At 74.5% G+C, this 9,759-nt stretch carries 5 protein-coding genes and 1 pseudogene; 5 read left to right on the top strand and 1 reads right to left on the bottom strand.

The window, feature by feature from the left end; translation table 11 throughout:
- Window positions 1–17 precede the first annotated feature (17 nt).
- Window positions 18–221 (top strand): annotated as a pseudogene (locus ACFT41_RS26040) (DUF456 domain-containing protein); the annotation flags it as partial.
- 119 nt (window positions 222–340) lie between these two features.
- On the opposite strand, the gene ACFT41_RS26035 reads toward ACFT41_RS26040, so the two are convergent.
- Entirely contained in the window at window positions 341–2,002 is a 1,662-nt protein-coding gene (locus ACFT41_RS26035; RefSeq protein WP_377587146.1) for an extracellular solute-binding protein, read from the bottom strand.
- Between the two features lie 238 nt (window positions 2,003–2,240).
- Here ACFT41_RS26035 and ACFT41_RS26030 point away from each other — a divergent pair, with 238 nt between their 5' ends.
- The 4 genes from ACFT41_RS26030 to ACFT41_RS26015 all read left to right on the top strand — a co-directional run bounded on the left by ACFT41_RS26030 (window position 2,241) and on the right by ACFT41_RS26015 (window position 9,478).
- Complete coding sequence (locus tag ACFT41_RS26030; protein WP_377587183.1) at window positions 2,241–3,452, top strand: ROK family protein; 1,212 nt, start codon at window positions 2,241–2,243, stop codon at window positions 3,450–3,452.
- Between the two features lie 239 nt (window positions 3,453–3,691).
- Window positions 3,692–6,175: a glycoside hydrolase family 3 C-terminal domain-containing protein gene (locus ACFT41_RS26025; protein ID WP_377587147.1), complete on the top strand. Its 2,484-nt coding sequence runs from the start codon at window positions 3,692–3,694 to the stop codon at window positions 6,173–6,175.
- Between the two features lie 49 nt (window positions 6,176–6,224).
- Window positions 6,225–7,241, top strand: a complete 1,017-nt coding sequence (locus tag ACFT41_RS26020) for a LacI family DNA-binding transcriptional regulator (protein WP_377587184.1) — start codon at window positions 6,225–6,227, stop codon at window positions 7,239–7,241.
- Window positions 7,238–9,478 carry a glycoside hydrolase N-terminal domain-containing protein gene (locus ACFT41_RS26015; RefSeq protein WP_377587148.1) on the top strand — a complete coding sequence of 747 codons (2,241 nt, stop codon included), beginning with the start codon at window positions 7,238–7,240 and terminating at the stop codon, window positions 9,476–9,478. Before ACFT41_RS26020 ends, ACFT41_RS26015 begins: the two co-directional genes overlap by 4 nt.
- Window positions 9,479–9,759: the final 281 nt, after the last annotated feature.

Genomic DNA, 9,759 nt, shown 5'->3' with positions numbered 1-9,759 from the left:
GTGTGTGGCAGCTCCTGATGGTCGCGACGGTGATGCTGCTCGGCCTGTTCGGGGTCCTGGCGCCCGGCGTGCCGGGAACGTGGCTGGTGTGGGCGGCGATGCTCTGGTGGTCGCTGCACGAGCGGACGGACCTCGCCTGGATCCTCCTCGCCTCCTCGACCGGGCTGCTGCTCCTCACCCAGGTGATCGTCTGGCAACTGCCTGCGCGCCGGTTCCGGGGGGTCGGCATCACGGGCCCGCAGGCTCGCCTGGGGCCGGCTGCGCCGGGACTTTCGGGTCGGCGGCGGGGCCTGCCCGGCCGCCGCCGGCGCGTCCACCGCGCCGGCGGTGCCCGGGCCGCTCATCGGCCGTTGTCGGCGAGCGCCTTCTCGTGGAAGGCGCGCCCCTCTTCGCCGCCGGAGGCGAGGAATTCCTTCGTCACCTGGTCGAGGTCGCTGATCGGGCGGCGGCCGCGCAGGATGTCGCGGATCTTGTCGTCCGTCGGCTGGATGATCTTCGACCAGTTGGCGGGCAGCTCCAGCTTGATCCCGGCGAACAGGTCCTTCTCCAGCAGGGCGACGTTCTTCTTGAGGTAGTCCAGGTACTGCTGGACGTAGTCCGGGGTGTCGCCACTCTTGACCTTCACCGCGACCCGACAGAAGTTGTACTGGCCACCCAGTTCCTTGCGGCCCAGCTCGGTGGGGAGCGGGCTGCCGTCGGCCGCGCGGGTGAAGTGCTTGCCCTCCACGCCGTACTCGCGCAGCTCGAACTCGCGGCTGCCGAACGGGGCGGCGCACCAGTTGAGCACCCGCAGGATCTCGTCGACCCGGTCGGTGCCGAGGCCCTTCTTGACGAAGGTGAAGAAGATCGGCTTCTCGCTGCCCCAGATGACCGGCTGGGTGCCGGCCGCGCCGAACACCGGCAGCGGCTGCATGTTGAAGCTCGGCAGCACCTTGGACTGCTCGCCCTGCATGCCCTGCCACGCGCCGAGCCCGTCCTGGAACATCAGGATCTTGCCGGCCTTGAACAGCTGCTTCTCGTCGGCGCCCTTGCTGGCCACCGTGTCGGGGTGAACGAGACCCTCCTTGAACAGCTTCGCCGTGAACTCCAGGGCGGCCTTGAAGGCGGGGTTCTCGAACTTGTGCTCCAGGCCGCCACCGGGCTTCTTGCGCCAGGTCTGTTGGCAGCCGTAGAACTGCTGGACCATGTCGAAGACGGTGCCGAAGGCCCACACGCCCTTGGCCGGGTCGGTGGCCTTCCTGCCCAGCTCGTAGAGCTCCTCGGGCGAGGTCGGCGCGGCCAGGCCGGCCTTGTCGAGCAGGTCCTTGCGGTGGAACAGGGCCCAGGCGAACGGGCCGTCGGTGGGGTACGGCACGGCGGCCAGCCGCCCGCCCCAGACCGAGTACTCCCAGGCGCCGGTGGGCAGCGCGGCCAGGTACGGGTACTTCGCGGCGGCGTCGCCCTTGAGGTGGTCGGTGAGGTCCTCGAAGAGGGCCTTGACCGCGTCGGAGAACCGGGCGACCTTGTCGACCTCCCAGTTGGGCACCATGAGCAGGTCGGGCACGTCGCGGGCACCGAGCATGGCGTTGAGCTTGTCGGCGAACGTGGTGCCGTCCTGCAGGCTCGGGTTGACCTCGACGCCCAGCTTGGTGTTGATCGCGGCGAGGTAGGAGTTGCTGCCCAGCGTCGGCGGGGTCGGTCCCCACCAGGGGCTCATCGTGCGGATCGCCGCGCCGCCCTTGCCGGGCTGTTCGGTGACCGCGTCGACGAGCTCCTTGGGGTAGCTGAGGTAGCCGTCCGGGATCGGCCCCTCCCCCGGGATGTCCGGCTTGCCGACCGCAGCCGGCTTGTGGTTGGGCAGGACGGCCCGGACCGCGTCGGCCTGGGTGGCGGTGCCCTTGCTTCCGGCCTCCTTGCTGCAACCGGCGAGGGTGGCGCCACCCATCGTCGCGGCGGCGCCGAGACCGGCGAGGCGCAGCAGGGTCCGGCGATCGGTGGATACGCCTGGCAGGGACGGCTTCACGGCGTTCCCTTCATCTGACACGCGGGGCTTGCGGAGCACGCGCGCCCGGCTAGGATTAGTTGGGTTACTAGCCGAATAAACTAATCGACGGTGATCCGACCCACAAGGGAGCGGCGACCGCGAGGCGACGTGCCGCGCGCGGTGGCCCGGTGGGGTGCTGCGGTGCGCGATGATGGACGCGCGGACCGACCGGGGATCGCGCACCGGCAGCGCAGGGAGCGGGCACACCTTGATCAGCATGCAGAACGACCCGCAGCCGACGGACCTCGGCGACGTGCGGGTCGCCAACCGGGCCGTGGTGCTGCGGCACGTCCGGGTGCACGCCCCCTGCTCCCGGGCCGACATCGCGGCGCGCACCGGGCTCAACAAGGCCACCGTCTCCAGCCTCGTCAGCGAGCTGATCGAGCGCCGGATGGTGCGCGAGACCGGGCTGACCGAGAACCGGATCGGCCGCCCGGCCACCATGCTCGTCCTCGACGGCGAGCCGTACGCCGCCCTCGGGCTCCAGGTCGGCGTCGACGAGCTGGCGGCGGTCGCCGTCGATCTCGGCGGCAACCGGCTGCTCACCTGGCGCCGCGCCTTCGCCGCGCCGGCGGCGACGCCCGCCGAGACGGTCCGCGCCCTCGCCGCCCTGGTCCGGCGGGCCACCGCCCGCGTCACCGGCGAGGGGCGGGACGTGCTCGGCCTGACCGTCGGGGTGCCGGGCCTGGTCGACGCGAACGGCTGCGTGCCCCTGGCCCCCGGGCTCGGCTGGCACGACGTCCCCCTCGCCGACCAGCTACGCGCCGCGCTACGCGACCCTGGCTTCACGGTCACCGTGGACAACGACGCCAACCTCGCCGCCCTGGCCGAGCAGCGGCACGGCGCGCAGGCCGGAGCCACCGACCTGGTCCACCTCACCGGCGGCGCGGGGATCGGCGCCGGGATGATCGTCGACGGCCGGCTGCTGCGCGGCAACCGGGGCTTCGCCGGCGAGATCGGGCACCTGACCCTCGACCCGACCGGCCCCGCCTGCACCTGCGGCCGGGCCGGCTGCCTGGAGGCGCTGGTCGGCCTGCCCGCCGTGGTGCGCCGGCTGCTGCCCGACACCGCCGAGGACGGCCCCGTCACCGACTTCCTGCCGGAGCTCGACCGGCTGAAGGTCCTGGCCGGGCAGGGCGACCCGACCGTGCGCGCCGGACTGGCCGAGGTCGGCCGCCACCTCGGCCACGCGGTCGCCGTGCTGGCCGACCTGCTCAACCCCGAGGCGGTGCTGGTCGGGGGCCACCTCGCGACGCTGGGGCCGTGGCTGCTGCCGGCGGCCCGGGCCGAGCTGGCCGCCCGGGCCCTCACCCCGGAAGCCGGCGGGTGCCGGCTGGAGGCGTCCACACTGGGGGGCGCGGCCGCCGCGCTCGGCGGTGCCACCGCCGCCCTGGCCACCGTCGAGAGTGGCCGGCTGCCCGCCCGCTGACGCCGGAACCCGTGGCCGTCAGGGCTTGACCGCATCGGCCCGGTGGTGCCAACCTCGGAGCAGCCGTCCTGTCCGGGCAGACGGGGGCGGCCTGGTTCTTCGTCGGTTGTCGAAGCGCTTCACCGCGTCCGGGCGACAGCCGCCACACCACCACCGCGATGCCACTCGTCACGACGGTCGTCGAAGCGCTTCGACCTGCCGCGGGCATCGGCTAGCCCATGGAAGGTAACCGATCCACCATGACCGACAGCACCGGCCGGACGCCCGGCCCGTCCCCCGCCGCCCGCGTCGACGACCTGCTGGCCCGCCTCACCCTGACCGAGAAGATCGGGCTGCTGCACCAGTGGCAGGCCCGGGTCGACCGGCTCGGGCTGCCGCCGTTCCGCACCGGCACCGAGGCGCTGCACGGGGTGGCCTGGCTCGGCACGGCCACGGTCTTCCCCCAGGTGATCGGCCTCGCCAGCAGCTGGAACGCCGAGCTGCTGCGCTCGGTGGGTGCCGCCGTCGGCGACGAGGTACGCGCCAAGCACCACGCCGACCCCGAGAAGGTCGGCCTGAACGTCTGGGCGCCGGTGGTCAACCCGCTGCGCGACCCCCGCTGGGGGCGCAACGAGGAGGGTTGGTCCGAGGACCCCTGGCTCACCGGGCACCTCGCCACCGCGTACGCCCAGGGGCTGCGCGGCGACCACCCCGACCGGCTGCGGACCGCGCCGACGCTCAAGCACTTCCTGGGCTACAACAACGAGACCGACCGCGCCACCACCTCCAGCGACCTGCCCCCACGGGTGCTGCACGAATACGAGCTGCCGGCGTTCCGCGCACCCCTCGCCGCCGGCGCGGCGGTGGCCGTGATGGCCTCGTACAACCTGGTCAACGGGGTCCCGGCGCACCTGAGCCCGCTGATCGAGGGCGAGCTGCGGCCGATGGCCGCCGACGAGATCATGGTCGTCGGCGACGCCGGGGCCGCCACCAACATCGCCGGGGTGCAGGGGCGCGAACCCGACCACGTCAGCGGCTTCGCCGCCGCCCTGCGCGCCGGGATCGACAACTTCACCGAGGACGACACGAACAGCGCCCTGACCACCGGCCGGATCGCCGAGGCGCTGGAGCGCGGCCTGATCACCACCGCCCACGTGGACCGGGCGGTCCGGCGGATCCTCGGCCTCCGGCTGCGCCTCGGCGACCTGGACCCGGCGCACGAGGACCCGTGGGCCGGCGTGGCGCCGAACGTCGTCGACTGCCCGGCGCACCGGGAACTAGCCCACGAGGCCGCCCGGCAGGGCGTCGTGCTGCTGCGCAACGACGGCCTGCTGCCCCTGACCCCGCGCCCGGGGCTGCGGGTCGCCGTGCTCGGCCCGCTCGCCGACGCGGTCCACGCCGACTGGTACTGCGGCACGTTGCCGTACGCGGTCAGCACCCTCGCCGCCCTGGCCGCGCGGGTCGACGCCGTCACCAGCCACAGCGGTGCCGACCGGATCGCGCTGCGCGCCGGGAACCGGTACGTCCGCTGCGCGACCGACGCCGCCGGCGGCTCGCTCACCCTCGACGCGACCGCCGCCACCGAGGCTACCTGGTTCGACGTGTTCGACTGGGGCGGGGACGCGGTCGCGCTGCGCGCCGTCGCCAACGGCCGGCACGTCGGGAGCGACGACGGCGATGCCCTGGTCAACGACCGCACCGAGCCGGGCGGCTGGGTGGTCCGGGAGACCTTCCGGTTCCGGCCCGGCCCCGACGGCACGGTGCTGCTGCACCACCTCGCCACCGGCCGGTACGTCGCCGCCGGCCCCGACGGGCGGCTGCGCGCCGACGCCGCCGGGCCGGGCACGGCCACCCCGTTCGCCGTGGAGCTGATCGCCGACGGTGCCGCCGAGGCAGCCGCCCTGGCCGCCGACGCCGACGTGGTCGTGGTGGCCCTCGGCAACCACCCGATGGTCAACGGGCGGGAGACCGAGGACCGGGTGGACCTGGCGCTGCCGGCCGGGCAGGAGGCGCTGCTGCGTGCCGCGTACGCCGCCAACCCCCGCACCGCCCTCGTGCTGACCAGCAGCTACCCGTACGCGATCGGGTGGGCGCAGGCCCACCTGCCGGCGGTGTTGTGGTCGGCGCACGGCGGCCAGGAGCACGGCGCGGCGCTGGCCGCGGTGCTCCTCGGCGACGCCGAGCCGGGCGGTCGGCTCACCCAGACCTGGTACGCCGACGTCGCCGAGCTGCCCGACCTGCTCGACTACGACATCATCGGCGCCGACGCCACCTACCTGTACCACCGCGGCGACCCCCTGTATCCGCTCGGCCACGGGCTCGGCTACACCCACTTCGACTACGCTGACCTGCGGCTCAGCGCGGCAACAGTGGCCGCCGACGGGGAGGTCGAGGTGCGCGTCGAGGTCACCAACAGCGGCGACCGGGCGGGTGAGGAAGTGGTGCAGCTCTACACCCGGCAGCGGCGCTCCCGGGTCAAGCAGCCCCTGCGCCAGCTGCGGGGCTTCGCGCGGGTCGCCCTCGCCCCCGGCGAGCGCCGGGTGGTCCGGCTGCGGCTGCGCGCCGCCGACCTGGGCTGGTGGGACGAGTCCCAGGGCACCCGGGTGGTGGAGGACGCCGCGCACACCGTGCTGGTCGGCCGGTCCGCCACCGACATCCGGCTCGTCGGCACGCTCACCGTCCGGGCGGCGTCCGCCGCCGACGCCCCGGCGCGGGAGGCCACGGGTGCCGGCCGCTCCCGGTGACCCCGGCCCGCGCCTGCCCACGGCGGCGCGGCCGGCGAAGTCACCCGACCTGGTCACCATCTCCGACGTCGCCCGGCACGCCGGGGTCGCGGTCAGCACCGTGTCGTACGTCCTCAGCGGCAAACGGGCGATCTCCGAGGTGACCCGCAACCGGGTGCTGGCCAGCATCCGGATGCTCGGCTACCACCCGAATGCCGGCGCGCGCGCCCTGGCCAGCCGGCGGGCCAACGTCGTCGCGCTGGTGCTGCCGCTGCGCTCCGGGATGCAGGTGCCGGTGGTGATGCAGTTCGCGATGGCGGTGGTGACCACCGCCCGCACCGTCGAGCACGACGTGCTGCTGGTCACCTCCGACGAGGGGCCGGCCGGGCTGCGCCGCATCGCGGCCAGCGCCATGGTGGACGGTCTGCTGCTGATGGACGTGGAGATGCACGACTCGCGGGTGCCGCTGCTTCGGGAGCTGGGCCGGCCCAGCGTGCTGATCGGCTTCCCCGCCGACCCCACCGGCCTGACCTGCGTCGATCTGGACTTCCACCGGGCCGGCGCGGTCTGCGTCGAGCACCTGGCCGGGCTGGGCCACCGGCGGATCGCCCTGCTCGGGGCACCGGCCGCCGTCTACGACCGGGGCACCGGCTTCGCGCACCGCACCCGCAACGGCATCCTCGACGCCGCCGCGCGGCTCGGCGTCGACACCGTGGTCCGGCCCTGCGAGGAGGGCACAGCGGCCGTACGCCGGGAGCTGGTGGAGTTGCTGGAGCGGTGGCCGGACCTGTCGGGGCTGATCGTGCAGAACGAGTCGGCCGTCGGCCCCGTGCTGGCGACTCTGCCCACCCTCGGGCGGCGGGTGCCGGAGGACGTGTCGGTGGTCGGCATCTGCCCCGACCAGTTCGCCGAGCAGGCCAGCCCCCGGCTCACCTCGGTGCCCCTGCCGGCGGAGGAGGTCGGCCAGCAGGCGGTGTCGCTGCTGATGCGCAAGGTGCACGGCGAGCCGGTGCCGGACGCGACGCTGCTCGAACCCCGGCTGACGATCCGCGACAGCACGGCCCCCGCCCACGGGGACCGCCGGTGACGGCCGACCTGCCGGCGTCCGCCCACCGGATCTGGGACGACTCGCCCGCCGCCGGCTGGGAGGACGCCTTCCTGTCCGGCAACGGCGAGTACGGGATCATGGTGCCCGGTGCTCCGCACGCCGAGCGCGTCGTCGTCAACCACCACCGGTTCGTGCTGCCCAACGGCACCCACGACGCCCGCCCGCCCCGGCTGGCCCACCTGCTGCCCCGGGTCCGCGAGCTGGCCCTCGCCGGCCGGCGGGCGGAGGCCAGCCGGCTGCTCGGCGGCGGCCGGGAACTGCGGTGGACCCAGTCGTTCCACCCCGGCTTCGCGATGACCATCGACGCGGCGGGGCCGGGCGGAACGGCGCTCCCGGACGGGTACCGGCGGAGCACGGACTTCCGCACCGGGGAGGTCGTCGTCGAGTGGGCCGGCGGCCGGCGGCGGTCCTTCGTCTCCCGGGCCGACGACCTCGTGGTGATGCTGCTGGAGGTGGGCGACTGCGTGGTGGGGCTCACCGGCGACCTGCCCGGCCGCCCGGCGCAGGTGCGCTACGAGACCACCGCCTACCAACGCGGCGAGGACGTCTTCCTGCGGGTACGCGGCCACTACCCGCCCGTGGGCGGCGCATACGGCTTCGAGGGCCTGGCCCTGCTCACCGGCGACGTACGGGTGCTCGGCGACCGGGTGGCGGTGCGCGGGGCCGCCCTGCTCACCATGGTGCTCGACCGGCCCGGCACGCCGCCGTGGCGGACCGCCGAGCTGGAGGAGAGCTTGCGCGCCCGCTCCGCCGCCGGATACGACGACCTCCTCGCCCGGCACGCCGCCCGGCACCGCCCCGCCTACAGCCGGGTCAGCCTGGACCTGGCCGTGCCGGCGCACGAGCGGGAGTTGCCCATCGGCGAGTTGCTCGCCCGGCAGGCTGCCGAACCGGGGCGACCGTACCCGGCGCTGGTGGAGCGGCTGTTCCACGCCGGCCGATACCTGCTGCTCAGCTCCAGCGGCGTCCTGCCGCCCCGGCTGACCGGGCTGTGGCTCGGTTCCTGGGACGCGGCCTGGGCGGGGGACTTCACCACCGATGCCAACCTGAACCTGCAGATGGCGGGGGCCAACATCGGCGCCCTGCCCGAGGTCAGCGCGGCGTACGCACGGCTGATCGGGCCGCAGGTCGACGACTGGCGGCGCAACGCCGAGGCGATCTACGGCGCGCGGGGCCTGCTCGCGCCCAGCCGCACCGACGGGGAACACGGGCATCTGTTCCACATGCACGACGACTGGCCGTTCGCCGCCTGGCTGCCCGGCGCGGACTGGCTGCTCCACCCCCTCTACGAGCACCACCTGGTGACCGGGGAGCCGCTCGGCGACCTGGCCGGCTGGCTGACGGAGGCCGCCGAGTTCTTCGCCGACGTTCTCACCGTCACCGCCGCCGACGGCACGGCGGTCGTGGTGCCGTCGTACTCGGCCGAGACCGGGCCGCTGGACGACGACGGCCGGCCGGTGCACCTGGCGGTCAACGCCACGATGGACATCGCCGCCGCCCGGCACGCCCTGGCCACCGCCGACGCCGTGACCGGCACCGACCGGTGGGCGGCGCTGCGGGAGCGGCTGCCCGCGTACCGGATCGACGAGCGCGGCGCGCTCGCGGAGTGGGCCTGGCCGGGCTACCGCAGCGACGAGGACCACCGGCACGTCAGCCACCTCTACCCGGTGTGGCCGCTGGACGAGATCAACCCGGACGACACCCCCGAGCTGGCCGCCGCCGCGCTCCGCGCGCTGACCCTGCGCGGCGACGAGAACCTCTCCGCCCACGGCAGCCTGCACCGGGCGCTCGTCGCGGTACGCCTTCGCGACGGCGCGCTGGCCGGGGAGAACGTGGCCAAGATCCTCGGCAACGACATGTTCTTCCGGTCGCTGATGAGCTCGCACAACCCCGGCCGGCAGACCTACAACGCCGACGCCGCGCACGCCCTGCCCGGCGTGCTGATCGAGTCGCTGGTGCACTCCCGGCCCGGCCGCGTACGGCTGCTCCCGGCCCCGCTGCCCGGCCTCGGCCGGGGGATGCTGCGCGGGGCGACCTGCCGGGGCCGGGTCACCGTCGAGGAGCTGTCCTGGGACGCGTCGTCGGTACGGGCACGACTGTGTTCCCCCGTCGACCAGCGGCTCACGGTGCACAGCCCGCACGGGGACGCGACGGTCGACCTGCGCGCCGGCCGGCCGGTGGAGCTGGCCTTCGGCCCGCCTGCCGCCGACGGGTGACGCAACCGCCGCCGGCAGGTTACGCAGCGCGACGCGACGCGCCTGCTCCCACCATCCCTACCAACCCCTTTGCTCTGCACCCACGGACGCAACGCTGCACACAGCGCAACCGAACGCCACACACCCGGGCCCGCCCCATTCCGGGTAAGAGCAGCTCCGGCGCGGTGCTGCGCGGATGGGTGCAGAGCAAAGGGCCCGTCTAAGGTCTGGCGGGGTCGGAGATTCGTGACCGAGAGCAACATCGGCCGCTTCTCGCGACCGATTCCCCGATACCTTCGCAG

It is taken from the genome of Micromonospora sp. NPDC057141, assembly GCF_042670805.1.
Taxonomy (GTDB): domain Bacteria; phylum Actinomycetota; class Actinomycetes; order Mycobacteriales; family Micromonosporaceae; genus Micromonospora.
Note: the sequence above shows the minus strand (reverse complement) of the source record. Positions and strands in the feature narration are given on the sequence as shown.

Coding starts and splice junctions, on each gene's coding strand:
- ACFT41_RS26025 (WP_377587147.1), top strand. CDS start 3,692: ATGACCGACAGCACCGGCCGGACGCCCGGCCCGTCCCCCGCCGCCCGC.
- ACFT41_RS26030 (WP_377587183.1), top strand. CDS start 2,241: ATGCAGAACGACCCGCAGCCGACGGACCTCGGCGACGTGCGGGTCGCC.